Consider the following 25,326-nt stretch of genomic DNA (forward strand, 5'->3'; position numbering starts at 1 on the left):
TGAAAACACTCCTTTATCACGCAGCTCGCTCCCCGGCGGGAGGAGTTGACAAATTCTTTCCTGCAGGGTATGCTCCTATTATAGCGTTTTCTGGCTCCGAATAAATGCCCAGTTTTTGATTTTTTTATGGTGCCAGTTTGGGAGGAAAAAGCCGTGATCGAACTGAAGAGTGAGGAGAGGACGCCCCTCTATGAACAGCTGTATGCCGCCCTGGCCGACGAGATCCGCAGCGGGCAGCGCGCCCCCGGTACGGCGCTGCCGGGGCGGCGCACCATGGCGGCGCAGCTGGGGGTGAGCATCCACACAGTGGACGCCGCCTACCAGATGCTGGCAGCCGAGGGCCTGGCCGAGGCGCGGCCCCGCAGCGGCTTCTATGTGCAGAAGACCTACGGCATGCTGCACAGCCGTGGGGCCCGGCGTGCTGCTCCGCCCCCGCCGGAACCGGCGGAGACGGTTCCGGCCCCGCGGTACGATCTGTCCACCGGCAGCGTGGACACCGCCCTGTTCCCCGCCCGGAGCTGGGGCCGCATCCAGCGGGAGCTGCTCTACCAACGGCCGGAGCTGCTGCAGCGTGGCGAGATGCAGGGCGACGAAACCCTGCGGGTGGAGATTGCCAAATATCTTTCCGCCTATCGCGGGGTGGAATGCACGCCGGAGCAGATCGTGGTGGGCGCCGGCATCGAGTATCTGCTGGGGTGTCTGGCCCATCTGTTTGCCGGCGGCCGGGCGGCGGTGGAAAACCCCGGCTACTCCCGCACCCGGGCCGTACTGCAGAACAACGCCCTGCCCTGTACGCTGGTGGACATCGACGCCGAGGGTCTGTCTGCCCAGGCGCTGGAAGCCAGCGGCGCCAACCTGTGCTACCTGACGCCCAGCCACCACTTCCCCACCGGCGTGACGATGCCGGCCCCCCGCCGGGCCCAGATCCTGGCCTGGGCCGCCGCCCGGCCGGGGCGGTACATCCTGGAAGACGACTACGACTCGGAGTTCCGCTTCGACACCCGGCCGCTGCCCAGCCTGCAGGGCATGGCGGGTCCCGACGGGCCGGTGGTCTACCTGACCACCTTCTCCAAGAGCCTGGCCCCCGGCATCCGCATCGCCTGCATGGTGCTGCCCCGCAGCCTGCTGGCCCGGTACCGGCGGGATTTTTCGGTCTATGCCAACACGGTGGGCCGCTTTGAGCAGCAGACGCTGGCAGCCTTCATGGCGGGCGGGTATTTCACCCGCCATCTAGCCCGGATGCGTCTGGTCTACAAGCGCCGCATGGAAGCCTTTGCCGCGGCGCTGCGCCAGGCATTGCCGGGGGTCACGCTGGGCAGTGTGCACAGCGGGCTGCACTTTCTTTTGACACTGCCGGGCGCCGGGGGCGAGGCCGCCATGGTGGAGGCCGCCGCCCGGGAGGGTGTGCGGCTGCGCGGGCTGCGGGAATACTACCTGGCCCGGCCGGAGAGCTGCCCGCCCGACACCGTGGTGGCAGGCTATTCCGCCCTGAAGGAGGACGACATTCCCGCCGTGGCCGCCGCCCTGGCCCGGGCCTGGGTACCATAACGCACAAAGAGGGACGACCCGGTGGGTCGTCCCTCTCTTTGTGTACTGCGGTTTTACTTGGTGGCCGCTGCCCCGGCTGCGCCGCCGGAGATCTCCTGGATGGCCGCCACGGTGGCCGCCAGGTTCTGCATATCGCTGGGCACGATGAGCTTGGTGGCCTTGCCGTCCGCCACCTTCTCCATGGCTTCCATGCTGCGCAGCGCCAGGAAGTTGTGGTTGGGGTTGGCTTCGTTGATGAGCCGGATGGCATCTGCCTGGGCCTTCTGCACGGTGAGCAGCGCCTGGGCCTCGCCTTCCGCCTCACGGATGCGCTGCTGCTTCACGGCCTCGGCCCGCAGGATGGCCGATTCCTTCTCGCCTTCGGCGCGGGTGATGGCCGCCTGCTTTTCGCCTTCCGCCAGCAGGATGGAAGCGCGCTTCTCACGGTCCGCCTTCATCTGCTTTTCCATGGCCTGGCGGATTTCCAGCGGCGGTTCGATGTTTTTCAGCTCCACCCGGTTAACTTTGATGCCCCAGCGGTCGGTGGATTCGTCCAGGCTGGCGGTGATGCGGGTGTTGATGGCATCCCGGCTGGTCAGCGTTTCGTCCAGCGTCATGGAACCGATGATGTCACGCAGGGTGGTGGCGGACAGATTCTCGATGGCCTGGATGGGACGGTTGACGCCGTAGGCATAGAGCTTGGCGTCAAACACCTGGAAGAAGACGACGGTGTCGATCATCATGGTGACGTTGTCACGGGTGATGACCGGCTGGGGCGGGAAATCCGCCGCTTCCTCCTTGAGGGAGACCTTGCGGGAGACACGCTCCACAAAGGGGGTGCGGATGTGCAGGCCGGCTCCCCAGGTGTCCTTGTAAACGCCCAGCCACTCGGTGACGTAGGCGTTGGACTGGGGCACGATGACAATGCAGCGCACCAGAATGATCAGAATCAGGATCAGGATAATGGCAAAAATCAGCAGTGGCATAGGGACCTCCTTCTCTCTTTTCCGTTTTCAGGCGGTGGCCGTCTGCACGGTCACCGGACACACAATCAGAACCGCCCCGTCCACATCGGTTACCCGGCAGGGCGTATCCTTGGGCATGGGCACCTCGGCACGGGCCTGCCAGTCCAGGCCGTCCACCCGCACCCGGCCCAGGTAGCCGGGGTTGATGTCCACCAGCACCACACCCTGCTTGCCGATGGTCAGCGGCGAGCCGTTGGTGACGGGGGCTTTGCGCTCCTTGCGGCGCTTGGCCAGGGTGGGCACCATGAAGAGCAGCGTCACCGCCGACACAACAGCAAACACCACGGCCTGCACCGGCAACGACGGGGTGAAGAAACTGACCACAAGAGCGGCCGCCGCCCCCACCGCGAACCAGACAGAGACCAGGGCCGTGGTGGCGGCTTCCAGCACCACAAAGGCGATCACAGCGATCAGCCAGAACAACGTTTCAGCCGACATAAGACGGAACCTCCTTCCGTATCGTATGCTTTGTCAACACTCTAACATGACCGGCTGGTACTGTCAAGATTTTTACATGTAAAATTTCCGTCCGTTTTCTGCTTTTTCTGTGCAATTTGACGGGGCTTGCTGTCCGGGCGGCGCCGGTTTTCCCGCTGTACCGACAAAAGCTCCGGCGGTTTCCCGCCGGAGCTCTGGAAAGAATCAGTAGATGGAAAAATATCCCACATGCAGGGGAGCGTTGTCCTCCACCAGGACGGTGAACCCGCCGGGGTTGACCTCGGTGGATTTTCCGAAAGCGGTCTCGGCCAGCAGGTGCGGGCCGCGGTTGAGGATGATCTCCGCCGTCTGGGTCTTGCCCACCCGGCGGTAGTGCAGCACATCCCCCTCCGCCCGGACGATCTCGAAGCTGCCGCCGTCAAAGGCGTCGCAGCCCTTGCGCAGCCGGGCCAGGTTCTTCATGGGACCGCGCAGCCGTTCCTCGGTGGAGTTCCAGTCGAAGTAGGCGCGGTTGAAGGGATCCCGGTAACCCTGCATGCCGATCTCATCGCCGTAATAGACGCAGGGCACGCCGGGCAGCGTGAAGATCATAGCGTAGCCCAGCAGCAGCCTGCGCAGCCCCTCGTCCACCTTGGAGGGGGCGATGCGGCGGCCGCTCTGCCAGAAACGGTCCCGCCCGTTGGCGGGTTCGCCGGCAATGGCGGTCAGTGCCCGTTCGGTGTCGTGGGTGGAGAGGAAGTTCATCAGGCAGTGCAGCGCCGGCGGCGGGTAGTTCTCGCAGATGGTCATCAGCTGTTCCGCCACCGCCGCCACGTCGGCGCCCCGGAGGTAGTCCAGCACCGCGCTGCGGAAGGGATAGTTCATGACGCTGTCCAGTCCCTTGCCCCGCAGGTAGGTCCGCCGCTTGCCCCAGGCTTCCTTGGTGGTGGCGTCCTCCCACACTTCGCCCAGGAGGAGTTTGTCCTCCCCGTGGGCCTTGACGGCCTGCCGGATCTTCTCGATGAAGGCATCGGGCAGTTCGTCGGCCACATCCAGCCGGAAGCCGGAGGCGCCCAGGTTCAGCCAGGTATCGATGACGCCGCCCTTGCCGCAGACAAATTCCTCGTAGGAAGGCGAATCTTCCTGTACCTCGGGCAGCGTCTCGAAGCCCCACCAGCAGCGGTAGCCGCTGGGGTAGCCCGAGTCGAAATCGTACCAGCTGCGGTAGGGGGAATGGCGGTCACGGTAGGCGCCGCCGGGACCGTAGCGGCCCTCCCGATTGAAATACACCGAATCCGAACCGGTGTGACTGAACACGCCGTCCAGAATGATGCGGATGCCTTCCTTCCGGGCGGCCTTGCAGAGGGCGGCGAAGTCCTCGTTGGTGCCCAGCAGCGGGTCGGCCTTCAGATAGTTGGCGGTGTTGTACCGGTGGTTGGCGTGGGCCTCAAAGATGGGGTTCAGATAGATACAGGTCACGCCCAGGTCCCGCAGGTAGGGCAGCTTCTGCTGGATGCCCGCGAAGTCGCCGCCGTAGTAGTCCATGTTCAGGTAGCCGTCGTCCTGCTCGGTGGGCCAGAAGTAGGGCTCGCCGGTCTTGTCGGCCCGGTAGATGCGGTCGGCAAAGGGCATGGGCTTGTTGGGCACACCCTCGCAGAACCGGTCGGGGAAGATCTGGTACATGGTGCCGTTGCGGAACCAGTCCGGCGTGGTGAAACCCTTCTCGTAGACGGTGAGCTGCCAGCTGGCACCGCCCGTCCAGCTGAGCACCCCTTCCCCGCCGTTGCCGCGGTAGATCTTGCGGAAGTCGGTGTACAGGTCGAAATAATAGAAGTACAGCCCCGGCGTGGTGGGCGCGATGGTGAAGGTAAAATGGTTGACCTGCGGCGTCTGGCCGGTGAAGGTCATCCGGTAATGGACGGGGTCCTCCTTGTCCTTGGTCAGCACCAGGTGCGGATCCACATAGCCCAGCTGCTCCGGCACCGTCAGCACAAAGGTGACCTCCTGCCCCGCCTCGATGGCCCCGAAGGGCGTCTTGCAGGCAGGGTCAAAACTGTTGTAAAAGGTATGCGGCATACAAAGCCCCCTGTTCAGAAGTAAAAACTGCCGCGGTCAGGCGGCCGCGGCAGCAAAAGTGTACAGGGAAATTATTTGACCGGCGTGGCGCCCCAGATGTCGCGCGCGTAATCCATGATGGAACGGTCGGCGCTGAAGATGCCCGCATTGGCAATGTTCATCAGGCTCATGTGGTTCCACTTCTTCTTGTCCTGGTACAGCTGCTGCACCATCTGCTGGGCACGGCGGTAATCCTTGAAGTCCGCCATGACCATATACGGGTCGGAGTTGCGCAGGTTGTTGGTCACTTCGCTGAAGTTCTCGCCGTTCCAGCCCTTCTCCAGCATGTCGAGAACGGCCATGGCGGTGTTGTCGCCCGAGATGAAGGCGGAGGGATGATAGCCCATGCCCTTCAGCGCGTTCACTTCCGGCGTGAGCATGCCGAAGATGATCTCGTTGTCATGACCGGCGGCATCGGCGATCTCCACGTTGGCACCGTCCAGGGTGCCCAGCGTGATGGCGCCGTTGAGCATGAACTTCATGTTGCCGGTGCCGGAAGCCTCGGTGCCGGCCAGAGAGATCTGCTCGGACACTTCCGAGGCGGGCATCAGCCGCTCGGACAGGGTGACGCAGTAATCTTCCAGGTAGACCACGCGCAGCTTGTCGCGCACGGCGGGATCCTCGTCGATCATCTTGCCCAGCTTGCAGATCATCCGGATCATCTGCTTGGCCATGTAGTAGCCGGGGGCTGCCTTGGCGCCGAAGATGTAGGTCTTGGGCGTAAACTCGGCGTTGGGGTTGTTCTTCAGGTAGAGGTACTCGGCCGCGATGTTCAGCGCGTTCAGGTGCTGACGCTTGTACTCGTGCATCCGCTTGACCTGGCAGTCAAAGATGGAGCTGGGATCGATGACCTGGCCGGTGGCCTTCTGCAGGTAGTTGGCAAAGGTGGCCTTGTTCTCATGCTTGACCTGGGCCAGCTTGTCCAGCACGGCGGCATCGTCGGCGTACTTCTCGAACTTCTTCAGCTCGGAGGCGTCGGTCTTGAAGCCCTCGCCGATGGTCTCCTCCAGCAGGTTGGTCAGGCCGGGGTTGGAAGCCAGCAGCCAGCGGCGGTAGGCAATGCCGTTGGTGACATTCTTGAAGGCCTTGGGCTTGAACAGGTAGTAGTCGTGGAAGACGCTGTCCTTGATGATCTCGCTGTGCAGCTTGGACACACCGTTGATGGCGTGGCACACATAGGCGCAGATGTTGGCGGTGCGGACCTGGTTGTCGCCCAGGATGGCCATATAGTTGATCTTGCCGTAGTCGCCGGGGAAGGCCTTCTCCAGCTCGATGCGGCAGCGGCGGTCCAGCTCGCAGACGATCTGCCAGATACGGGGCAGCGTGCTGCGGAAGATGTCGGCGTTCCACTTCTCCAGCGCTTCGCTCATGACGGTATGGTTGGTGTAGGCGAACACCTTGCGGCAGATGTCGAAGGCGGTATCCCAGTCGTAGCTGCACTCATCCAGCAGGATGCGCATCATCTCGGGGATGGCCACAGTGGGATGGGTATCGTTGAGCTGGATGGCCACCTTGTCGGGCAGGTTGTCCAGCGTGCCGTACTGGTTCAGGTGATTCTGCAGGATGTCCGCAATGGAAGCGGCCGAGAAGAAATACTGCTGGCGCAGACGCAGGATCTTGCCCTCGGTGTGGTTGTCGTTGGGGTAGAGGATCTTGGAGATCAGCTCGGCGGAAGCGGACTGGCTGATGGCGGTGTTGTAGTTGCCGGCGTTGAAGCTGCTCATATCGAAGCTGGGCGCCTTGGCCTGCCACAGACGCAGCTTGGAAACACCCTGGCTGCCGTAACCGGCCACGTACATATCGTTGGGCACGGCGATGACCGAGTTGTAGTTCTCGTACTTCACGTGATGGAAGCCGCCCTCCCAGGTCTCGATGGCCTGGCCGTCAAAGCGGATCTCCTGGGCCTGGTCGGGGTGGGACTTGATCCACACCTGGCCGCCGGGCAGCCAGTTGTCGGCGGTTTCCTGCTGCCAGCCGTCCACGATCTTCTGCTTGAAGATGCCGTACTCGTACAGGATGGAGTAGCCGGTGCCGGGGATGCAGTCGGTGGCCATGCCGTCCAGGTAGCAGGCAGCCAGACGGCCCAGACCGCCGTTGCCCAGGCCTGCATCGGGCTCCTGGTCGTAGATGGTATCGATCTTCACGTCGGCGTCGGCCAGCACGCTCTCGGCCACCTCATTGAGGCCCAGGTTGAACAGGCTGGTGCGCAGGCTGCGGCCCATGAGGAACTCCATGCACAGGTAGTACACCTGCTTCTTGCCCTCGCCCAGGACCTTGGCCTGGAACCGCTTCTGGCGGTCAGACATGATCTGACGGGTGATGGAGGCCAGGCAGCGGTAGATCTGATCGGCGGAAGCCATGTCCAGAGTGACATTGCATTCGCTCATCAGCTTGTCCTTGAGCAGCTTCTCAAACTCACGCTTGGTGTATTTCAAAATCGTTCTCTCCTTACTGTTTTGTTTTGGGATCACTGATTTTTCTGAAAGTTTAACGGCATTCAAAATTGCCATATTATTGATTATAGCCGTGTTTGGCTAAATGCGCAAGGGAAAATTGCCTGTTTATCGGCTTTTTTACACTTTTCCACAAAAAGGGCTTTTGCAAAAGACCGTTTTGTATTATAATATTGGTAAGATTTTTCAATTCCCTGCACCCTGACGCGGGGCTCATTTTGAACATACAGCAGGAAGGAGCACAATTTTTATGGGAATGGCTACCTCAAAAGTGCGGCTGAACATCTGCGGTTCCAGCTATGTGGTCAACACCACCGAGAGCGAGGACTATATGCAGAACCTGGCCGACCGGCTGAACCTGGATATGAACGAGCTGATGGCCTCCTCCAACTCCATCTCCATCACCACCGCCGCCGTCATGACGGCACTGAACTACCGCGACGAGCTGGAAAAGGCCAGCGGCAGCGCCGACAACATGCGCCGCCAGATCAAGGATTACCTGGAAGACGCCGCCAGCGCCAAGATGGCCGCCGAGGAAGTGCGCCGGGAGAACGCTTCGCTGAAGCGCCGCATCGACGAGCTGGAACGCCGTCTGCGCCGTTCGCAGAGCGCGCAGGAGGCTCCGTGAGCCGCCCGCTGGAGATCCTGGCCCCCGCAGGAAATCGTGAAATGCTTGGCGCCGCTGTCTTCAGCGGCGCTGATGCTGTTTATCTGGGGCTTACCGGCTTCAACGCCCGGCGCACGGCGGGCAACTTCACGCCGGAGGAACTGCGGGAGGCGGTGTCCTTCTGCCATGCCCGGGGCGTGCGGGTCCATGTGACGCTGAACACGCTTGTCTACGCCCGGGAACTGGAAGGGCTGGCCGACGCGGTGCGCGCCGTGGCCGAGGCGGGGGCCGATGCCGTCATTGCCGACGACCTGGCCACCGCCCAGCTGATCAAACAGATCGCGCCCACGCTGCATCTGCACGGTTCCACCCAGATGAGCGTGCACACCCCCGACGGGGCGAAGGAACTGGCGGCCCTGGGCTACGACCGGGTCATCCTGGCGCGGGAACTGTCGCTGGAGGAGATCCGGGCCATCTGCGCCGCCAGCCCCATCGAGTGCGAGGTGTTCATCCACGGTGCCCTCTGCATGAGCGTCAGCGGCCAGTGCATGATGAGCGCCTTCCTGGGCGGGCGCAGCGGCAACCGGGGCGCCTGTGCGGGCCCCTGCCGCCTGCCCTTTGATGCCTCGGCGGGGCTGGCCCCCGGCAAACCGGGCAAGGCCTGCCATCTGAGCCTCAAGGACATGGATCATATCCCCCATCTGCGGGAGCTGATGGACGCCGGTGTGGCCAGCGTCAAGATTGAGGGCCGCCTGCGCACGCCGGAGTACGCCGCCGCCTGTGTGGCGGCCTGCCGTGCGGTGCGGGAGGGCCAGCCCTACGACGAAGCCCTGCTGCGGGACATCTTCTCCCGCTCCGGCTTCACCGACGGCTACCTGACCGGCCGCAACGACGGCACCATGTTCGGTGTGCGCACCGAGGCCGATGCCGCCGCCACCCGGGCCGCCACCCCCAAGGCGCGGGAGCTGTTCCGCCGGGAGCTGCAGCGCATCCCCGTGCGGTTTACCGTTTTCTTCGAGGAGGAGGGCGTCAAGCTGACCGCCGCCGATGAGGACGGCCACAAGGCCATCGTCTACAGTGAGGAAGCGCCCCAGCCCGCCCAGAAGGACCAGACCCCCGCCATTGAGCGGGCGCTGGGCAAGACGGGCGGTACGCCGTTCCTCTGCGCGGGCGTCACCCTCACCGGCGCCCCTGGTTTCCTGCCCGGCAGCGTCTGGAACGAGCTGCGCCGGGAAGCGCTGGAGACGCTGCTGGAAAAGCGCTCCGTCATCACGCCCCACCCGGTGCAGCCCTACCTGCCGCCCCATTTTGCCGCCCATACGGTGGGCGCCGTGCCGGCCCTGTCCGCCCGGTTTTCCACCGTGGCCCAGTGCCCCGCGGCCTTTGCAGAACAGCTGCAGTGGCTGATTTTCCCCCTGGACGAGGCCGACAAGGTGCCCGAAACCTGGCGGCAGAAGACCCTGCTGGAACTGCCCCGGGTCATGTTCGGCAAGCTGGAAGAGCGCACCGCCCAGCGGCTGCACGCCCTGCGGGGCGCCGGCTTTGCCGGAGCGGTGGCCAACAACGCCGCCCACCTGCTGCTGGCCAAAGACTGGCCGCTCTACGGCGGGCTGGGACTGAACATCACCAACCCCATGGCCGCCGCCCGCTACGCTGAGCTGGGCCTGCAGGGAATGCTGCTCCACCCCGAGACGGCCGTGAACGCCATGCAGGCCGTGGCCCCCGTCCGGGATGGCCGGGCCATCCCCACGGCGGCCCTCTGCTACGGCCACATTCCGCTGATGCTCACCCGGGCCTGCCCGCTGCGCAACGTGCACAGCTGTGCCCAGTGTCCCGGCGGCGGCACGCTGCGGGACCGCAAGGGCCGGGATTTCACGGTGACCTGCTCGGCCCCCGGCGGGGCGGGCATCCGCACGGTGTTCAACCCGGTGCCGCTGTATATGGGCGACCGGATGACCGAACTGCCGGTGGATGGGGCGGTGGCCGCCTTCACCACCGAATCCCCTGCCCGGGTCGCCCAGATTTTGGAGCTGCTGGCGGCCGGACAGCCGTTTGACAGCGAGTTCACCCGTGGGCTATACTATACCAACAACTGAGAGGTTTTTATGCAAATGACCGTTTTCTGCAAAAAGCTGGACCCCCGGGCCAAGCTGCCCGTCTACGCCACCCCCGGCGCGGCGGCCGCCGACCTGTGCGCCCTGCTGGACGAACCGCTGACCATCGCCCCCATGGAGCGGGTGCTGGTGCCCACCGGGCTGGCCATCGAGCTGCCCGGCGCCGACTGCGTGGCGCTGGTCTATGCCCGCAGCGGCCTTTCCATCAAGTACGGCCTGTGCATGGCCAACGGCGTGGGGGTCATCGACAGCGACTACCGGGGGGAACTCCGGGTGCCCATGATCAACCTGGGCGGCGAACCCTACACGGTCCAGCCCGGCGAGCGGGTGGCCCAGCTCTGCATTGCGCCGGTGTGGCAGGCTGCCTTTGTGCAGGCCGAAACGCTGAGCGATACCAACCGCGGCGCGGGGGGCTTCGGCTCCACCGGCACGGTGTGAGGACAAGCAATTTCCAAAATTTTCCAGTCTCGTGCCGGTGTGGCAGATTTCGACGCCGGAGCGCGACTATAATCGAACACGAAAGGACTTCGCTATGGCTTTGATCCTGGCCTCCGGCAGCCCGCGGCGCCGCGAGCTGATGGCATTGATTGCCCCGGATTACACGGTGATCACCAGTGACGTGGACGAGAGCAAGATCGCGGCCGACACCCCTGCCCATCTGGCGCAGGCGCTGGCCACGGCCAAGGCCCGTGCCGTCGCCGCGTCCCATCCGGAGGATGTGGTCTGCGGGTTTGACACGGTGGTGGAATGCAACGGCAAGGTGTTCGGCAAACCGCGCGATGAAGCCGACGCTTTGCGGATGCTGCGCGCGCTTTCGGGCTGCACCCACAAGGTACATACCGGGGTGTGCATCTGCCGCGGCAGCCGGGCCGCCGCCACGGTGGAAACCACGCTGGTACACTTTTCCCCCATCGACGAGGAGGATCTGCTGGCCTACGTGCGCACGCCGGAACCCTACGACAAAGCCGGAGCCTACGCCATCCAGGGCCACGCGGCGCTGTGGTGCGCGGGCATTGCGGGGTGCTATTACAACATCATGGGGCTGCCGGTGCATCGTACGGCGCAGCTGCTGCGGGAATTCCGGTAAGATGCGGCTGTGGGCGGCCCCCAAGCGAGGGAGCTGTGCATGAGCTGGATCGGACATTTTTTCAAAGGTTTTTTCGGGAGAATACACGCTATGTTTACCAAGGACATTGGCATTGATTTGGGCACCGCCAACACGCTGGTGTATATGAAGGGCCGCGGCATCATCATGCGGGAGCCCAGTGTGGTGGCGGTGGACCCCCGCAGTGACGAACTGCGGGTGCGCTGCGTCGGGCACGAGGCCAAGGCCGTCATCGGCCGGGCGCCGGGGTCCATCGTGGCGGTACGGCCGCTGAAGGACGGCGTCATCGCCGACTTTGACATCACCGCCGCCATGCTGCAGAGTTTCATCCGCCAGGCCTGCGGCAGAAGCCTGTTTGCCCGGCCGCGGGTGGTCATCTGTGTGCCCTCCGGCGTCACCGAGGTGGAGCGCCGCGCCGTGCGGCAGGCGGCCGCCAAGGCCGGTGCCCGCCAGGTCACCGTCATCGAGGAGCCCATGGCCGCCGCCATCGGGGCGGGCCTGCCCACCACCGACGCCGTGGGCAGCATGATCGTGGACATCGGCGGCGGCACGGCAGAGGTGGCGGTCATCAGCCTTTCGGGCATTGTGGCCAGCCAGAGCGTGCGCTGCGCCGGGGATGCCCTGGACCAGAGCATCATCGCCTTCATCAAGCGCAAGTATAACCTCTTGGTGGGCGAGCGCACCGCCGAGCAGATCAAGATCGAGATCGGTTCCGCCTGCCCCCAGGACCCCGAGACCAGCATGGAGATCAAGGGCCGCAACCTGGTGGACGGTCTGCCCAAGGACATCCTGATCCGCTCCGAGGAAGTGCGGGAGGCCATGAGCGAGAACCTGCTGCGCATTGTGGATGCCATCAAGGACACGCTGGAACGCACCCCGCCGGAGCTTTCCAGCGACATCATCGACCGGGGCATCATGCTGTCGGGCGGCGGCGCACTGCTGCGGGGGCTGGACACCCTGGTCCAGAACGAGACCGGCATCACCGTCCATGTGGCGGAAAGCCCCCTGGACTGTGTGGCCCTGGGCGCCGGCGCCGTGCTGGATAACCCCGAACTGGTGGGCAAGCGCAAGGAAGAAATGAGCTATCTTTGATAAGGTAAGGATGCGGGGACGCAGCCGGCAGGGCTGCGTCCCCGTTTTCGTTTTCAGCGCGAAAAATCGGGTTTTCTCTTGCCATAAAAGGGCAAAAGCAGTACAATAAGAATGTATATGTGTACTTTCAGACCGTCCTGGACGGTAACGATAAAGGGAGGCATTCCGTATGTCTGAGTTTATTCCCCTCTCGGTGCCCAACTTCGGGCCCCGGGAAGCCGAACTGGCCGGCGAAGCCATCACCTCCGGGTGGGTTTCCACCAGCGGCGCCAAGGTCACCGAATTTGAGCAGGCCCTCGCCCGCTATCTGGGCACCGACCGCGCCGTGGCATGCAACGGCGGTTCCAGCGCCTTGCACCTGGCCGCCATGGCCGCCGGCATCACCCGCGGGGATGAGGTCATCGTCCCCACCCTGACCTTCATCGCTGCCGTCAACCCGCTGACCCGCTATGTGGGGGCCGAGCCGGTCTTCATCGGCTGTGACGACTCCCTGTGCATCGACCCCGACGCCGTGGAAGCCTTCTGCCGGGATCACTGCGAACTGCGGGAGGGCAAGCTGTACAACAAAGCCACCGGCGCCCATGTGAAGGCGCTGGAAGCCGTGCATGTCTTCGGCAACATGGCCGACATGGTGCGCCTGACTGACATTGCCCGCCGCTACGGCCTGGTCCTCATCGAGGACGCCACCGAGGCCCTGGGCACCCGCTACACCGCCGGGCCCTTTGCGGGCAAGTTTGCCGGTACCATCGGCGACATCGGCTGCTACAGCTTCAACGGCAACAAGATCATCACCACCGGCGCCGGCGGTGCCGTGGTGTCCAACCATCCCGACTGGGCGGAGCATGCCAAGCATCTTTCCACCCAGGCCAAGGCCGACATGCTGCAGTTCCTCCACGACGAGGTGGGCTACAACTACCGCATGACCAACGTCCAGGCCTGCCTGGGCCTGGCCCAGCTGGAGCGGCTGGAAGGTTTCATTGCCCACAAGAAGGAACTCTACGACCGCTATGTGGAGAAGCTGGACGGCGTGAAGGGTCTGCGCATCCTGCCCTTCCGCACCGAAGATGTGCGCCCCAACCGTTGGTTCTTCAGCCTCTATCTGAAGGACGCCGGTCTTGACCGGGATACCGTCATTGCCCAGCTGCAGGCCCAGGGCATCCAGACCCGGCCGGTGTGGGCGCTGATTCACGAACAGGCCGACTACCCCCGCAACGAGGCCTATGCCCTGGACAAGGCCCAGGAGTACCGCAAATATATCGTCAACCTGCCCTGCTCCACCAACCTGTCGCTCGAGGATTGCGAGCGTGTCTGCCAGGCTGTCCTTTGCCTGTAATCCACCGAGAGGGGGATCTCCCTTTGATCCAAGTAGAAGAACTGTTCCTGCCCGCCGACGCCACCGTGCTGGAAGCGCTGCGCAAGCTGGATGAAACCGGCCAGCGCATCCTGTTCATCGCGCCGGAGGGCAAGCTGGAAGCGGCCCTGACCGACGGGGACATCCGCAAATTTTTCCTGCGGGGCGGCACGCCGGACCAGGCTGTCAGCCTGGCCGCCAACTACCACCCGCTGAGCCTGCCCATCGCCGAGCGCGGCCGCGCCCGGGAGGTGCTGCAGAAGCACCGTATCGACGCGCTGCCCATCCTGGACAAGCGGGGCGTCATCACCGACATCGTCTTTGCCTACCGCCTGGACGTGGACAACCGTAAACACACCCACATTCCGGTGGTCATGATGGCGGGGGGGCTGGGCACCCGGCTCTACCCCTACACCAAGATCCTGCCCAAGCCGCTGATCCCGGTGGGCGAACAGCCCATCGCCGAGCTGATCATGGACCGGTTCCGGGATTTCGGCTGCCGCCAGTTCACCATGATCGTCAACTATAAGCGCGGCATGATCAAGTCCTATTTCAACGAGCTGGAAAAGGACTACACGGTGGATTTTGCCGACGAGGAGGTCTTCATGGGCACCGGCGGCGGGCTCTGTCTTCTGAAGGGCAAGATCCATTCCCCCTTCTTCTTCACAAACTGCGACACGCTGCTGGATGTGGATTTCGGCGACATCTACGAATACCACAAGAAAAACGGCAACCTGATCACGATGGTATGCGCCTTCAAGCACTACACCGTGCCCTACGGCGTGGTGGAACTGGGGCAGGACGGCGGCATCGCCGCCATGCGGGAAAAGCCGGAACTGGATTTCCTGACCAACACCGGCGTCTACGTGGTGGAACCCCGTGTGGTGGACGAGATGAAGGACGGCGAGGTCATCGGCTTCCCCGATGTGATCGAGCGGTACCGTGCCGCCGGCGAGAAGGTGGGGGTCTACCCCATCGGAGAGAGCAGCTGGATGGATATGGGCCAGCTGGAGGAACTGGAAAAAATGCGCCGCAAACTGGAAAACCAGTCCTGACGCAGAGATAAAGGAGAAGATCTATGCCCGTTACGATCATTGCCGAAGCCGGCGTCAACCACAACGGCGACCTGGAGATGGCCAAGCGGATGGCGCTGGCGGCCAAGGAGTGCGGCGCCGACATTGTGAAATACCAGACCGCCGTGCCGGAACTGGTGGTGAGCAAATTTGCCGAGAAAGCAGCCTACCAGAAAAAGACCACCGATGCCTCGGAAAGCCAGCTGGATATGATCCGCAAGCTGCATTTTTCCTTTGAGGGCCACCGGGAACTGAAGGAATACTGCGACAGCATCGGCATTCAGTATCTGTCTGCCCCCTTCGACATTCCCAGCGTGCGGTTTCTCGGCACGCTGAACTTGCCGCTCATCAAGATTCCCTCCGGCGAGATCACCAACCTGCCCTACCTGGAGGAAGTGGCGAAACTGCACACGCCGGTGCTGCTTTCCACCGGCATGAGCACCCTCAACGAGATCACCGACGCCCTGGGTATTCTGGATGACGGCGGCTGTCCCGAGGCCACCGTGCTGCACTGCAACACCCAGTACCCCACCCCCTACGAGGACGCCAACCTGACCGCCATGCTGGAACTGTTCGATCAGTTTGGCCTGCCGGTGGGGCTGTCCGACCACACCCCGGGCTGGGAGTGCGATGTGGCCGCCGCCGTGCTGGGCGCCACCGTCATTGAAAAGCACTTCACGCTGGACAAGAACCTGCCCGGTCCCGACCAGCAGGCCAGCCTGGACCCCGCCGAATTCAAGGCAATGGTGCAGGCGGTGCGCCATGTGGAGGCGGCCCTGGGCGACGGGCACAAGCATCTGACCGCCAGCGAGGCCCCCAACAAGGCGGTGGCCCGCAAGAGCATTGTGGCGGCCCGGCCCATCCAGGCCGGCGAAGTCTTCACCGCCGACAACCTGACCACCAAGCGTCCCGGCGACGGCATCAGCCCCATGCGCTGGTACGAGGTGCTGGGCCAGACGGCCAAGCGCGCCTTTGAGGAAGACGAAAAAATCGAACTGTGATACACAGCCGCGGCGGCAAGTTTTTGCCGCCGCGCTCTGCAGAAAGGACCCTGTATGCCTACCATCTGCGTGGTAACCGCCACCCGGGCGGAATACGGCCTGCTGCGCCCCGTCCTTCGCAAGCTGGCGGCGGACGATTCGCTGCAGCTCCGGCTGGTGGTGACCGGCGCCCACCTCTGCCCCTGGCTGGGAGAAACGGTGCGGGAGATCGAGGCCGACGGGCTGCCCATCGCCGCGCGGCTGCCCATCTTTCAGGAGGCGGAGGAGCCGGTGGCCTGGACCATCGCCCGCGCCCTGACGGTGTTTGACGACTATTTTGCCGCCCACCGCCCCGACTGGGTACTGCTGCTGGGGGACCGCTTCGAGATTTTTGCGGTGGCCACGGCGGCCGCGGCCCGGCACATTCCCATCGCCCACATTTCGGGCGGGGACGTGACGCTGGGCGCCGCCGACGAATACTACCGCCACTGCATCACCAAGATGGCTTCGCTGCATTTCCCCTCCTGCGCCGACAGCGCCGCCCGGCTGGTGCGGATGGGCGAGGAGCCTGGGCGGGTCTTCTGTGTGGGCGGCCTGGGGGATGAGAACATCCGCACCCTGCCCAGGATGACCCGGGAAGAACTGTGCGCCTCCACGGGATTTCCGCTGGAACGCCCCTTTGCCCTGGTGACCTACCACCCCGAGACCAGCGCCGATGCCCCCGACCCCGCCGTCCAGGTAAAAGCCCTCTGCACCGCCATGGCGGCGGTGGACGGCGTGTTCTGGCTCATCACCGGCTCCAACGCCGACGCGGGCGGCCAGCTCTGCACCCGAAAAATGCAGGAATTTGCCGCCGCCCACCCCGAACGGGCGGGATTCATCCAGAGCCTCGGGCTGCGGCGGTATCTCTCGGCCATGCAGTATGCCGCGCTGGTGGCGGGCAATTCCTCCTCCGGCGTGGTGGAGACCCCCACCTTCGGGGTGCCCACCGTCAACATCGGCCAGCGGCAGGCCGGGCGGCTGATCTGCCGCAACGTCCTGTGCTGCCCCGCCGAGGCTGCTGCCATCGAGGCGGCCCTGCGCAAGGCCCTCTCCCCCGCTTTTGCGGCAGCGGCCCGCACGGCCGTCAGCCCCTACAACGGGGGCGACACCAGCGGCAAGATCTGCGCGGTGCTGCACCGCTTTGACGGGACAACCGTGAAAACCTTCTATGACGGCCCTGTGCCGGCATTTGATCCGCAAAGGAGCGTTTGATATGAAACTTCTCATCGTAGGTCTGGGCAGCATGGGCAAGCGCCGTGCCCGGCTGGCCAAGGGCATGGACGCCGCCATTGAGGTGGTAGGCGTGGACAGCGCCGACGCCCGCCGCGCCGAAGCCAAGGACCTGGGCCTGGTGACCGACGCCTGGGCGTCCATCGGCGAGGCTGTGGCCGCCGCCCGGCCCGATGCGGCGCTGGTCTGCACCTCGCCGCTGTCCCATGCGGCGATCATCGGCGAGCTGCTGGACCATGACCTGCCGGTTTTCACCGAGCTGAACCTGGTGCGGGACGGCTATGCCGAGAATATGGCCAAGGCCAAAGAAAAGCATCTGCCGCTCTTCCTCTCCTCCACCATGCTCTACCGCCGGGAGACCCAGTACATCAAAAAGGCTGTACAGGATTTCGGCAAACCCGTGCACTACATCTACCACATCGGGCAGTACCTGCCCGACTGGCACCCCTGGGAGAACTACAAGAACTTCTTTGTGGGCAACGTGCGCACCGGCGGCGTGCGGGAGATTTTCGGCATCGACCTGCCCTGGCTGCTGGACGCCTTCGGGGATGTGGAGAAGATGACGGTGCAGACCGATTCCATCAGCGACCTGGGCCTGCCCTACCCCGACTGCGCCACCCTGCTTTTGCGCCACAAGAGCGGCGCCCAGGGCGTGCTGGCGGCGGACGTGGTGTCCCCCAAGGCGGTGCGCAACTTTGAGTGCTTCGGCGATGGGCTGCACCTGTTCTGGGAGGGCAACCCCAAGGCGCTGTACGAGTTCCGGGACGGCGACAAGCAGCCGGTGGACACCTACACCAGCTTTGAGCATGACAGCCGCTACAGCGACAACATCGTGGAGAACGCCTATGTGGACGAGCTGGCCAACTTCTTCGGTGTGCTGAAGGGCACCGAGGCACCGCGCTGGACCTTTGAAAAGGACCTGGCGGCCATCGACCTGATGGACGCCGTGGAACGAGGCTGAGTTACCGGGAGGTTTCCCATGTTTTTTCCTGCCTTTGGTTTCGACCTTTTCTTTCTTCTTTTTGTGATTGTCTTTGTGGTGGTCCTGGTGCGCAATCTGCGGGAATGGTCCCGGAACAATGCGTCCCCCCGCCTGAGCGTGCCCGCCACGGTGGTGGCCCGGCGCCGGGCGCACCATTACAACGGCGGCACCCACACCAGCAGCACCAGCTACTACGCCACCTTTCAGTTTGAAAGCGGCGACCGGCTGGAACTGCGTCTGCCCTGGCGGGATGCCGGCCTGATCGCCGAAGGCGATCGCGGCATGCTGCATTTTCAGGGCACCCGCTATCTGGGCTTTGACCGAGATTCCACCGTCTGACAGGGAGATTTTTTCATGAAAACATTGACTGCCCTCTTTGTGGGGCTGGGCTCCATCGGAACGCGCCATCTGAACAACCTGGCGGCCCTGTGCGCCCAGCGCGGCTGGACGCTGGAAGCCGATGCCCTGCGCAGCGACCTGCACCGTCCCCTGCGGCCCGGCGTGGCAGAAAAGCTCCACGCCCAGTATACCGGGACCGATGCGCTGCCCGCCCGCTACGATGTGATCTTCATCACCAACCCCACCAGCCTCCACGCCGAGGCCCTGCGCACCGTCTACGGCCGGGGAGGGGCGCTCTTCATCGAGAAGCCCATCTTCTCGGCGGAGCAGACGGGGCTGAAGCTCCAGGACTACCTGCCCGCCGGGCAGAAGGCCTATGTGGCCGCTCCCATGCGGTGGTGCGGCACCATGCTGGCCCTGAAGGAACTGCTGCCCACCCTGCACCCCTACTGTGCCCGGGTGATCTGTTCCAGCTATCTGCCCGACTGGCGCCCCGGGGTGGACTACCGCACCGTCTACAGCGCCCACAAGGCGCTGGGCGGCGGCGTGACTATCGACCTCATCCACGAGTGGGACTATCTGGTGGACCTGTTCGGTGTGCCGGAGGCGCTGTACAACTTCAAGGGCACCTACTCCGACCTGGAGATCGATTCCGACGATCTGTCGGTGTACATTGCCCGGTATCCGTCGCTGCTGGCGGAGGTGCATCTGGACTATTTCGGCCGGGGCTACCGCCGTTCCCTGGAGCTGTTCTGCCACAACGGCAGCGTGGTGGCGGATTTCGGCGCCGGGACGCTGACCCTGCCCGACGGCACAGTCCGGCACTGTGAGGAGGAGGTCAACCGCCGGTACGAGCGGGAGATGGCCTATTTTGTGGACTACGCGCTGGGGGATGCCCCGGCCAGCTGCAATCCGCCGGAACTGGCGCTGCAGGTATTACAACTGACGTTGGGAGAGAAATAAGATGAATCGTCTGCTCATCACCATTTGCGGCCGCGCCGGCAGCAAAGGTTTCAAGAACAAGAACCTGAAGGTATTCTGCGGCCAGCCGCTGGTCTACTACTCGCTGAGCGCGGCGGAACTGTTCTGCCGCAACCATCCCGAACTGCAGATCGACCTGGCCCTCAACACCGACAGCGAGGACCTGGCCCGTCTGGTGGCGGCCCGGTACCCCGAAGTGGTCTATCTGCCCCGCGGGGCGGAGCTGGGCGGCGACAAGGTGCCCAAGATGGCGGTCTACCAGGACAGCCTGCGCCGCATGGAGGAGCGCACCGGCGCCCCCTACGACTGGTACATGGACCTGGACATCACCAGCCCGCTGCGCACCGTCACCGACATTGAGAATGCCTTTGCCCTCAAGCAGTCCCGGGAGGACCTGGACCTGGTGTTCAGCGTCTGCGAGGCCCGGCGCAACCCCTGGTTCAACATGGTCAAGACGGTGGGCGACCATGTGGAGCAGGTCATCCACAGCGAGTTCACCGGCCGGCAGCAGGCCCCCGATGTCTACGATGTCAACGCCTCCATCTATGTGTTCCGCCGGGATTTCCTGGCCCAGAACACCGACGGCATGCTCTGGCGGGGCAAGATCGGCGTCAGCGTCATGATGGACACCGGCATCATCGACATTGATTCCGAGCACGACTATCTGCTGATGGAAGCCATCGCCCGGCATCTGTACGACCATTACCCCGAATTCAACGCAGTGCGGGAGAACATCCGTGGCCAGTAATGAATTTGAACAAACGCTGGAGCTGGTCCTGGACGCCGGGCAGACCATGCTGGAGAACGGCGGCGAGGTGTTCCGCGCCCAGCAGACCATGGAGATCATGGCCCGCAGCCTGAACCTGGAGGACTTCCACGTCTATGTGCTGACCAACGGCATCTTCGCCTCGGCCCGCCCCGAGGGCGGCGAAAGCCGCAGCATGGTGCGCCATGTGCCGCTGATTTCCATCCATCTGGGCCGGGTAGAAGCCGTGAACGAACTGTCCCGGGAGCTGGCTGCCGGCCAGCTGGACCTTTCCGGGGCCCGAAGGAAGCTGGAATCCTCCTGGTCCATCGGTTCCACCCCGCCCCGCGCCGAACGGCTGGCCTGTGTGGTGGGCAGCGCCTGCTTTGCCTTCCTGTTCGGCGGCGCCCTGGCCGAAATGCTGGTAGCCGCCGTGGCGGGCCTGCTGGAATCGGTGGTCTGCCAGCAGTTCGGCAAACGGCGGATCAACCGCATCTTCACTGACATTGTGGCCGCCTGCCTGTGCACCCTCTGGGCGCTGGGCGTCAGTTTCTTCCTGCCGGTGCTGGATGTCAACACCGCCACCATCGGTGCCCTGATGGTGCTCACCCCCGGCGTCGCCCTGACCATGGGCATCCGGGATATCATCAACGCGGACTATCTCTCGGGCGCCATCCGCCTGCTGGATGCCGTCCTCGTGGCGGGCAGCATCGCCTGCGGCGTGGTACTGGCCTGGCTGGCCGGGCGCGGATTGGGGGCGATCGTATGGTAATTCCCCTCTGGGCGGACTATCTGGTCCAGTTTCTGGTGGCCATCGTGGCCACCATCAGCTTCGGCGTGACCTTCCGGGTGTCGCCCCGGCATTACCTGGCCTGCGGCCTCACCGGCGCCGTGGGCTGGCTGGTCTATGTGCTGTGCACCGGCCTGGGCGGTCTGAGCGCCCCCGCGGCCACCCTGGTGGCGGCCCTGCCCCTTACCGCCTGCGCCCGGCTGTTTGCCATCCGCCACAAGGCGCCCATCACGCTGTTTTTGCTGTGCGGGATCTTCCCGCTGGTGCCCGGCGCCGGCATCTACTACACCGCCTACTATTTCCTGCGGGATGACCGCTCCCTCTTCGCCAACAAAGGCGTGGAGACCCTGAAGATCGCCGTGGCCCTGGCCCTGGGTATCGCGCTGGTCTGCAGTATCCCCCTCAAGCGCCGCAAATCCTGAAAAACACACCCGCCGGAGGTTCCAGCTGGAACCTCCGGCGGGTGTCCTCATTCTGTGGGATATTCGATCTCGGTCTCGGCCGCAGTGGCCTGGGTGTCCTCCTGCTGGGCGGCGGCTGTCTCGGCGCTGGCCTTGGCCGCCGTGATCAGCCCCGTCACCTCCCCGGAAGGCTTCTGCAGCAGATAGGCGCCGATGGCCTTCGCCTTGTACACCAGCAGCACGCAGTAGGTGTCCTGGTCCCCCGTGGACAGCGCCGGGCAGAGCAGCGTCCATTTTTCCACCGTCTTGCCCTTGTAGTCCGACAGATCCAGGTCACTCTCCTGCACCACCTGGTTGAAGGCGGCAAAGCTGTCGTCCCATTTCTTGGGGATCTTTACCTTATCCACCGCCGCGGTGGAAAGGTCGGTCTCGAAGCCGTACCCCGTGAAATAACTGCCGATGTCCTGGGTGGTCTCGATGCCCGGCGCCGCGTCGGCCGCCGCCGTCACCGCATCGCCGGAAAAATGTACCGCCGCCGCCACTGTGCCGCACAGGCACACCGCACACAGGGCAAGCGCGCCCGCCTGCCGCAGCCCGGGTTTGGTCACCGTAAATAAAAACATAAGCGCAGCCCCCTTGTCATCATTCCATGCAAGGATATGCGCGGGCTGCGCTTCGTATGCTTATTTGAATTTGGGGTCCGCCTGATACCACTGGAAGATCACCGCATCGTTCTCCCGTTCCAGCCGGGCAATGTCGTACTCCGGCACTGCCGTCCACATGACGGTCATGGCGCCCAGCGCCGCACAGAGCCGGATGGCCCAGTTGCGCTTGTCCGGGCACCAGGCAATGAAGTCCGGCCGGGCCAGCAGATTGCCGAAGCAGTGTGACAGAAGATAAGCCGCCACCCGCGGCGTGCCGATGCGGCGGTGGTTGCGGTAACTGTCGGCCAGCTGGCCGCGCACCACACCCGGCGCCAGAATCCGCACAAGGCGCACCACACGGGGGTCAAAACTTTCGATGCAGTAGGGCCCCGGGTACTGTTTCAGCGCCGCCAGCACCGTGCGGCAGAGTTCCAGCAGATACCGTCCCCGGTATTCATACCGGCTCTTGATCTCCACAATCAGCGGCGTGGCGGGATTGGCCTTTGCCACCGCCTGCAGCACTTCGGAAAACAGCGGCGCGTGTTCCCCGCTGCCCGCCAGCGGCAAGGCCGAAACCACCGGCCACGGCGTAACGTTGACGCCGCCCCTGGCCGGGGTCATCCGGTCCAGCGTGTCGTCATGGAAGACCACCAGCTGGCGGTCCTCGGTGAACTGCACGTCCAGCTCGATGCCGTACCCGCCCCGGGCCGCCGCGGCAAAGGCCGGCAGGCTGTTTTCGGGCGGGCGCTGCTGGGCGCCGAAGAGGCCCCGGTGGGCGTAGCTCCGGCCGCAGAAAGGCTGCCGCAGCCGTCGGCGGGGCGCTCCCGGCCACACCAAAAACAACACCAGCACGACAAACAGCACCGGCACAGCCGCCAACACCAGCAACCACCACAGCATAGCATCACCTCTTGTTTCTGATTGTACCGCACCGCGGCGCAAATTGCAATTGCCCCGGCCGGTGTCCCGGGCACCTGCAAGGAAATTTTATAGTTTTTTTCAAAAGTTTTCACAATTTCGCCACGCCGGGAGGATATTGTGTTACAATAGAAAGTGTGATAAAAGGAGGCCGACTGTATGGCAAAAATTTTGGTCGTGGATGATGAACCGCGGATCCGGGACCTGATCCGCGAGCATTTGCAATATGCCGGTTTTACCTGTGAGGAGGCCGGGGACGGCGCCGCCGCCCTGAGCGTGCTGACACAGGGCGGGATCGATCTGGTGATCCTGGATATCATGATGCCGTTCATGGACGGCATGACCTGTCTGCGGGAGATGCGCACCCGCAAAATCATGACGCCGGTGATCATGCTGACCGCCCGCAGCGAGGAATACGACAAGCTGGCCGGTTTAGAGGGCGGCGCCGACGACTACGTGGTGAAGCCCTTCTCCCCCCGGGAGCTGGTGGCCCGGGTCAAGGCCGTGCTGGCCCGCACCATGCCCCGCCCCGAGGAGAGCCAGAGCAGCTACGTCTTCGGGGATCTGAGCATCGACACCGCCAGCCACACCGTGAAGGTGGCCGGGCAGGAAGCCCCGCTGACCCCCAAGGAATTCGATCTTTTGGTCTTTCTTGTGAGCAACAAGGGCATTGCCCTGAGCCGGGAAAAAATCCTGCAGAAGGTATGGAACTATGACTACTACGGCGAGGACCGTACCGTGGATACGCACATCAAGATGCTGCGCAGCCACCTGGGGCATTGCCGCAACTATATCGTGACGGTGTGGGGCATCGGCTACAAGTTTGACCCCGACACCCTGTAAAAGGAGTGCAGGCGTTGTGAAACAACACGCCCAGAAAAAACCGCACCGCTTTGTGCTGAGTATCCGCTGGCAGCTGATGATCTTCATCACCGTCATGACGCTGCTGACCCTGGCCCTGGTATGGGGGGTCATCACCTACGCCCTGGTGCCCCAGTACAACCGCACCATCCGCGGCAAGCTGGAAAACAAGGCCGAGGCCATCGTGGCGATGATCGACCAGAGCGATGTGCCCATCGCCAACCGGGATTTCGGCGTACTGGTGCTGAACAGCACCTTCTGGGACAAGGTGGGCGACGCCTTCATCCAGAAGACCATCAACGTGGACGGCTGCTGCGTGGATTTCAGCGACACCACGCTGCGGTGCCTCAAGGCCTACGAGAGTATGTATCCCTGCCTGCTCCACGAGAGCACCGGCGCCTTCGGCGGCGAGTTCGTGACCAACGTGAACACGGCGCTGGTCATCCGGATGCGGCAGAAACTCTTCCAGGACGGCTCGCTGTACGAGATCGTCCACTCCAGTTCCAGCCAGCAGATGCTGGTGGGGCATCTCTCGGCGGACGGCCAGTACGGCGTCATCGTCTCGGCCAGCCTGGCCCAGATTTCCACCGCCGCCGAGGTGCTGCGGTCCATCCTCATCCCGCTGGCCGTGCTGCTGCTGGTGCTGGACCTGCTGGTGGCCATCCTCTTCAGCCGCTGGTTCACCCGCCCCATCGAGCGGCTTTCCACCGGCGCCCAGGAGATCGCCTCGGGCAACTACGACGTGCAGATCTCGGTGGTGCACCACGATGAGATCGGCCGTCTGGCGGAGGATTTCAACCACATGGCCGCCGAGGTCAAGCGCAGTGCCCAGCTGGAAAAGGACATCCTGGCCAACGTCAGCCACGACCTGCGCACCCCGCTGACCCTCATCAAGGGCTATGCCGAGACGGTGCGCGACCTGACCGGCACCGACGAAGAAAAACGCACCGAACAGTGCAACATCATTGTGGATGAGACCGACCGGCTGTCGGCGCTGGTGAACAGCGTGCTGGAACTCAGCAAGGTGCAGAACGGCTCCGAGAAGCCCAACCCCATCGACTTCGACATGAGCGAACTCTGCTTTGAGGTGGCCGGACGGTACGACGCCCTCTGCGACCAGAACCACTGGACGCTGCAGCTGGAAGCCGACCATGCCGCCCCCGTTCACGCCGACCCTGCCATGATGGAACGGGTGCTGCACAACCTGCTGGGCAACGCCTTCCACCATATCGGCGCGGACGGTCTGGTGATCCTGCGGGTGATCCCGCTGGCCCATGGCTGCCGGGTGGAGGTGGCCGACCACGGCCCCGGCATCGCCCCCGAGGACCTGCCCCACCTGTTCGACCGCTACTACCGCGCCCGCCAGGACGCCGGCAAGACCGGCACCGGACTGGGACTTTCCATCACCAAGGCGATCCTGCAGCAGCACGGTTTTGCCTTCGGTGTGGACAGCGCCCTGGGCCAGGGTTCCACGTTCTGGTTCACCATGCAGGACACCCGTACCCGCCCCAATCCCTGAACCGTTGGAGGAGAA

The 25,326-nt window shown here is 64.0% G+C and carries 24 protein-coding genes; 18 read left to right on the forward strand and 6 right to left on the reverse strand.

The window, feature by feature from the left end:
* Positions 1-153: 153 nt before the first annotated feature.
* Entirely contained in the window at positions 154-1,548 is a 1,395-nt protein-coding gene (locus ABGT73_RS08320) for a PLP-dependent aminotransferase family protein (RefSeq protein ID WP_346669308.1), read from the forward strand.
* Between the two features lie 53 nt (positions 1,549-1,601).
* On the opposite strand, the gene ABGT73_RS08325 is transcribed toward ABGT73_RS08320, so the two are convergent.
* The 4 genes from ABGT73_RS08325 to ABGT73_RS08340 form a co-directional block, all read right to left on the reverse strand.
* A complete protein-coding gene (locus tag ABGT73_RS08325; protein WP_346669309.1) occupies positions 1,602-2,513 on the reverse strand; it encodes an SPFH domain-containing protein in 912 nt (303 codons plus the stop codon).
* 27 nt (positions 2,514-2,540) lie between these two features.
* Positions 2,541-2,990: an NfeD family protein gene (locus ABGT73_RS08330; protein WP_346669310.1), complete on the reverse strand. Its 450-nt coding sequence runs from the start codon at positions 2,988-2,990 to the stop codon at positions 2,541-2,543.
* 204 nt (positions 2,991-3,194) lie between these two features.
* Positions 3,195-5,045, reverse strand: a complete 1,851-nt coding sequence (locus ABGT73_RS08335) for a glycoside hydrolase family 13 protein (RefSeq protein WP_346669311.1) — start codon at positions 5,043-5,045, stop codon at positions 3,195-3,197.
* A gap of 71 nt (positions 5,046-5,116) precedes the next feature.
* Positions 5,117-7,594: a glycogen/starch/alpha-glucan phosphorylase gene (locus ABGT73_RS08340; RefSeq protein WP_346669312.1), complete on the reverse strand. Its 2,478-nt coding sequence runs from the start codon at positions 7,592-7,594 to the stop codon at positions 5,117-5,119.
* 193 nt (positions 7,595-7,787) lie between these two features.
* Here ABGT73_RS08340 and ABGT73_RS08345 point away from each other — a divergent pair, with 193 nt between their 5' ends.
* The 15 genes from ABGT73_RS08345 to ABGT73_RS08415 all read left to right on the forward strand — a co-directional run bounded on the left by ABGT73_RS08345 (position 7,788) and on the right by ABGT73_RS08415 (position 21,390).
* A complete protein-coding gene (locus ABGT73_RS08345) occupies positions 7,788-8,165 on the forward strand; it encodes a cell division protein ZapA (RefSeq protein ID WP_346669313.1) in 378 nt (125 codons plus the stop codon).
* Positions 8,162-10,240: a U32 family peptidase gene (locus ABGT73_RS08350; protein WP_346669314.1), complete on the forward strand. Its 2,079-nt coding sequence runs from the start codon at positions 8,162-8,164 to the stop codon at positions 10,238-10,240. The genes ABGT73_RS08345 and ABGT73_RS08350 overlap by 4 nt, the downstream gene beginning before the upstream one ends.
* 9 nt (positions 10,241-10,249) lie before the next feature.
* Positions 10,250-10,696, forward strand: a complete 447-nt coding sequence (gene dut, locus ABGT73_RS08355; protein ID WP_346669315.1) for a dUTP diphosphatase — start codon at positions 10,250-10,252, stop codon at positions 10,694-10,696.
* Between the two features lie 94 nt (positions 10,697-10,790).
* On the forward strand, positions 10,791-11,345 hold the full coding sequence (locus ABGT73_RS08360) for a Maf family protein (protein ID WP_346669316.1): 555 nt from the start codon (positions 10,791-10,793) through the stop codon (positions 11,343-11,345).
* A 90-nt stretch (positions 11,346-11,435) separates the two neighbouring features.
* Positions 11,436-12,455: a rod shape-determining protein gene (locus ABGT73_RS08365; RefSeq protein ID WP_346669317.1), complete on the forward strand. Its 1,020-nt coding sequence runs from the start codon at positions 11,436-11,438 to the stop codon at positions 12,453-12,455.
* Between the two features lie 169 nt (positions 12,456-12,624).
* Positions 12,625-13,788, forward strand: a complete 1,164-nt coding sequence (locus ABGT73_RS08370; RefSeq protein WP_346669318.1) for a LegC family aminotransferase — start codon at positions 12,625-12,627, stop codon at positions 13,786-13,788.
* A gap of 23 nt (positions 13,789-13,811) precedes the next feature.
* On the forward strand, positions 13,812-14,861 hold the full coding sequence (locus tag ABGT73_RS08375) for a nucleotidyltransferase family protein (protein ID WP_346669319.1): 1,050 nt from the start codon (positions 13,812-13,814) through the stop codon (positions 14,859-14,861).
* Between the two features lie 23 nt (positions 14,862-14,884).
* Complete coding sequence (gene neuB, locus ABGT73_RS08380; protein ID WP_346669320.1) at positions 14,885-15,880, forward strand: N-acetylneuraminate synthase; 996 nt, start codon at positions 14,885-14,887, stop codon at positions 15,878-15,880.
* Between the two features lie 54 nt (positions 15,881-15,934).
* The gene (neuC, locus tag ABGT73_RS08385; protein WP_346669321.1) at positions 15,935-17,113 is read left to right on the forward strand and encodes a UDP-N-acetylglucosamine 2-epimerase; all 1,179 of its coding nucleotides are present in this window, start codon (positions 15,935-15,937) and stop codon (positions 17,111-17,113) included.
* 1 nt (position 17,114) lies between these two features.
* Positions 17,115-18,092 carry a Gfo/Idh/MocA family oxidoreductase gene (locus tag ABGT73_RS08390; RefSeq protein WP_346669322.1) on the forward strand — a complete coding sequence of 326 codons (978 nt, stop codon included), beginning with the start codon at positions 17,115-17,117 and terminating at the stop codon, positions 18,090-18,092.
* A gap of 18 nt (positions 18,093-18,110) precedes the next feature.
* The gene (locus ABGT73_RS08395) at positions 18,111-18,452 is read left to right on the forward strand and encodes a DUF2500 domain-containing protein (RefSeq protein ID WP_346669323.1); all 342 of its coding nucleotides are present in this window, start codon (positions 18,111-18,113) and stop codon (positions 18,450-18,452) included.
* 15 nt (positions 18,453-18,467) lie between these two features.
* Positions 18,468-19,415: a Gfo/Idh/MocA family oxidoreductase gene (locus ABGT73_RS08400; protein WP_346669324.1), complete on the forward strand. Its 948-nt coding sequence runs from the start codon at positions 18,468-18,470 to the stop codon at positions 19,413-19,415.
* 1 nt (position 19,416) lies between these two features.
* Complete coding sequence (locus tag ABGT73_RS08405; RefSeq protein WP_346669325.1) at positions 19,417-20,181, forward strand: acylneuraminate cytidylyltransferase family protein; 765 nt, start codon at positions 19,417-19,419, stop codon at positions 20,179-20,181.
* Entirely contained in the window at positions 20,171-20,950 is a 780-nt protein-coding gene (locus tag ABGT73_RS08410) for a threonine/serine exporter family protein (RefSeq protein ID WP_346669326.1), read from the forward strand. The genes ABGT73_RS08405 and ABGT73_RS08410 overlap by 11 nt, the downstream gene beginning before the upstream one ends.
* A complete protein-coding gene (locus ABGT73_RS08415) occupies positions 20,944-21,390 on the forward strand; it encodes a threonine/serine exporter family protein (RefSeq protein ID WP_346669327.1) in 447 nt (148 codons plus the stop codon). Before ABGT73_RS08410 ends, ABGT73_RS08415 begins: the two co-directional genes overlap by 7 nt.
* A gap of 47 nt (positions 21,391-21,437) precedes the next feature.
* Here the strand turns inward: ABGT73_RS08415 and ABGT73_RS08420 are convergent, their stop codons facing one another.
* The gene (locus tag ABGT73_RS08420) at positions 21,438-21,992 is read right to left on the reverse strand and encodes a DUF4830 domain-containing protein (RefSeq protein WP_346669328.1); all 555 of its coding nucleotides are present in this window, start codon (positions 21,990-21,992) and stop codon (positions 21,438-21,440) included.
* Between the two features lie 60 nt (positions 21,993-22,052).
* Positions 22,053-22,913: a glycerophosphodiester phosphodiesterase gene (locus tag ABGT73_RS08425; protein WP_346669329.1), complete on the reverse strand. Its 861-nt coding sequence runs from the start codon at positions 22,911-22,913 to the stop codon at positions 22,053-22,055.
* Positions 22,914-23,090: 177 nt separating this feature from the next.
* On the opposite strand from ABGT73_RS08425, the gene ABGT73_RS08430 reads away from it, so the two are divergent.
* The gene (locus tag ABGT73_RS08430) at positions 23,091-23,774 is read left to right on the forward strand and encodes a response regulator transcription factor (RefSeq protein ID WP_346669330.1); all 684 of its coding nucleotides are present in this window, start codon (positions 23,091-23,093) and stop codon (positions 23,772-23,774) included.
* 16 nt (positions 23,775-23,790) lie between these two features.
* On the forward strand, positions 23,791-25,311 hold the full coding sequence (locus tag ABGT73_RS08435; protein WP_346669331.1) for a HAMP domain-containing sensor histidine kinase: 1,521 nt from the start codon (positions 23,791-23,793) through the stop codon (positions 25,309-25,311).
* Positions 25,312-25,326 lie beyond the last annotated feature (15 nt).

This window comes from uncultured Subdoligranulum sp., from assembly GCF_963931595.1.
GTDB lineage: Bacteria > Bacillota > Clostridia > Oscillospirales > Ruminococcaceae > Gemmiger.

Excerpts from the sequence above, each read along its gene's own strand:
- ABGT73_RS08415 (WP_346669327.1), top strand. The coding sequence starts at position 20,944 with ATGGTAATTCCCCTCTGGGCGGACTATCTGGTCCAGTTTCTGGTGGCC.
- ABGT73_RS08395 (WP_346669323.1), top strand. The coding sequence starts at position 18,111 with ATGTTTTTTCCTGCCTTTGGTTTCGACCTTTTCTTTCTTCTTTTTGTG.
- ABGT73_RS08335 (WP_346669311.1), bottom strand. The coding sequence starts at position 5,045 with ATGCCGCATACCTTTTACAACAGTTTTGACCCTGCCTGCAAGACGCCC.
- ABGT73_RS08425 (WP_346669329.1), bottom strand. The coding sequence starts at position 22,913 with ATGCTGTGGTGGTTGCTGGTGTTGGCGGCTGTGCCGGTGCTGTTTGTC.
- ABGT73_RS08360 (WP_346669316.1), top strand. The coding sequence starts at position 10,791 with ATGGCTTTGATCCTGGCCTCCGGCAGCCCGCGGCGCCGCGAGCTGATG.
- ABGT73_RS08325 (WP_346669309.1), bottom strand. The coding sequence starts at position 2,513 with ATGCCACTGCTGATTTTTGCCATTATCCTGATCCTGATTCTGATCATT.
- neuB (WP_346669320.1), top strand. The coding sequence starts at position 14,885 with ATGCCCGTTACGATCATTGCCGAAGCCGGCGTCAACCACAACGGCGAC.
- ABGT73_RS08340 (WP_346669312.1), bottom strand. The coding sequence starts at position 7,594 with ATGGCAATTTTGAATGCCGTTAAACTTTCAGAAAAATCAGTGATCCCA.
- dut (WP_346669315.1), top strand. The coding sequence starts at position 10,250 with ATGCAAATGACCGTTTTCTGCAAAAAGCTGGACCCCCGGGCCAAGCTG.
- ABGT73_RS08400 (WP_346669324.1), top strand. The coding sequence starts at position 18,468 with ATGAAAACATTGACTGCCCTCTTTGTGGGGCTGGGCTCCATCGGAACG.
- ABGT73_RS08330 (WP_346669310.1), bottom strand. The coding sequence starts at position 2,990 with ATGTCGGCTGAAACGTTGTTCTGGCTGATCGCTGTGATCGCCTTTGTG.
- ABGT73_RS08420 (WP_346669328.1), bottom strand. The coding sequence starts at position 21,992 with ATGTTTTTATTTACGGTGACCAAACCCGGGCTGCGGCAGGCGGGCGCG.
- ABGT73_RS08390 (WP_346669322.1), top strand. The coding sequence starts at position 17,115 with ATGAAACTTCTCATCGTAGGTCTGGGCAGCATGGGCAAGCGCCGTGCC.
- ABGT73_RS08430 (WP_346669330.1), top strand. The coding sequence starts at position 23,091 with ATGGCAAAAATTTTGGTCGTGGATGATGAACCGCGGATCCGGGACCTG.
- neuC (WP_346669321.1), top strand. The coding sequence starts at position 15,935 with ATGCCTACCATCTGCGTGGTAACCGCCACCCGGGCGGAATACGGCCTG.
- ABGT73_RS08345 (WP_346669313.1), top strand. The coding sequence starts at position 7,788 with ATGGGAATGGCTACCTCAAAAGTGCGGCTGAACATCTGCGGTTCCAGC.
- ABGT73_RS08405 (WP_346669325.1), top strand. The coding sequence starts at position 19,417 with ATGAATCGTCTGCTCATCACCATTTGCGGCCGCGCCGGCAGCAAAGGT.
- ABGT73_RS08365 (WP_346669317.1), top strand. The coding sequence starts at position 11,436 with ATGTTTACCAAGGACATTGGCATTGATTTGGGCACCGCCAACACGCTG.
- ABGT73_RS08370 (WP_346669318.1), top strand. The coding sequence starts at position 12,625 with ATGTCTGAGTTTATTCCCCTCTCGGTGCCCAACTTCGGGCCCCGGGAA.